Raw genomic sequence first — 1249 nt, forward strand, 5'->3', positions numbered from 1 at the left:
GCAGCAGTGAACCTCATGAATGAGGGAAAAAGAATCTTTGCAGAATGTGCATGACAGCACAATAAAAAGTCCGTATCCGGACTTGTAAAAATCGCGGGGTACGCGAGGATAGCTTGTAGATACTTGGCTCAATAGAGCCATTGAGCAAGAAGCCCCCACTTCAAAATCTATGATTTAAGTGGTAGGAGCATATCACGATTCGATAGGAACCGTTATNGAAAATATCTGATCAAAGTAAACCGTTATTTCGCATCCAGTAAGATATGCAGTGTATGCGGAAAGAAAAAAGCAGGATTGTCTTTATCTGAAAGGATGTATTACTGTGAATGTGGAAACAGAATGGATCGTGATGTAAATGCAGCAGTGAACCTCATGAATGAGGGAAAAAGAATCTTTGCAGAATGTGCATGACAGCACAATAAAAAGTCCGTATCCGGACTTGTAAAAATCGCGGGGTACGCGAGGATAGCTTGTAGATACTTGGCTCAATAGAGCCATTGAGCAAGAAGCCCCCACTTCAAAATCTATGATTTAAGTGGTAGGAGCATATCACGATTCGATAGGAACCGTTATGACAGCACTGTGCGATTTCACGAAGAATTCGGATGCACTGCTCGATATTTAACGGATGATAGAATGTTGGTGGAATCTCTTCAAACAAACCTTCTTGCAGAAAACGGGTCATTCCATATTCTGTAAAATAGATAATAAATTTTCCATCATTGACTAGCTGTATATTATTGCTGAACAAAGCGTCTGCCATAGCTATAACAGAATCTGCCCCAGGAATGTCATAATTAAAAATATCTTTCAGCAAATCCAGACGTAAAAACGGGAGAATGCATGCTTCAGGCTGAGTAGAAATAATCAGATCGGCAGAAGCTCTTGTATTAGCAACAAATTGAAAAAGGGATGGCAGATCATNTTATTTCGCATCCAGTAAGATATGCAGTGTATGCGGAAAGAAAAAAGCAGGATTGTCTTTATCTGAAAGGATGTATTACTGTGAATGTGGAAACAGAATGGATCGTGATGTAAATGCAGCAGTGAACCTCATGAATGAGGGAAAAAGAATCTTTGCAGAATGTGCATGACAGCACAATAAAAAGTCCGTATCCGGACTTGTAAAAATCGCGGGGTACGCGAGGATAGCTTGTAGATACTTGGCTCAATAGAGCCATTGAGCAAGAAGCCCCCACTTCAAAATCTGGGATTTAAGTGGTGGGAGCATATCACTTGGTGAAAAACA

The 1249-nt window shown here is 40.5% G+C and carries 1 protein-coding gene and 1 pseudogene; both read left to right on the top strand.

Annotated features, from left to right (window positions below):
• The first annotated feature begins 189 nt into the window (after positions 1–189).
• Positions 190–411: a zinc ribbon domain-containing protein gene (locus GT674_RS18185; RefSeq protein WP_442859876.1), complete on the top strand. Its 222-nt coding sequence runs from the start codon at positions 190–192 to the stop codon at positions 409–411.
• Positions 412–941: 530 nt separating this feature from the next.
• Positions 942–1094, top strand: a pseudogene (locus GT674_RS18190) (zinc ribbon domain-containing protein); the annotation flags it as partial.
• Between the last annotated feature and the right edge of the window lie 155 nt (positions 1095–1249).

It is taken from the genome of Blautia sp. BIOML-A1, assembly GCF_009883055.1.
In the GTDB taxonomy this organism is placed as follows: Bacteria; Bacillota; Clostridia; order Lachnospirales; family Lachnospiraceae; genus Blautia_A.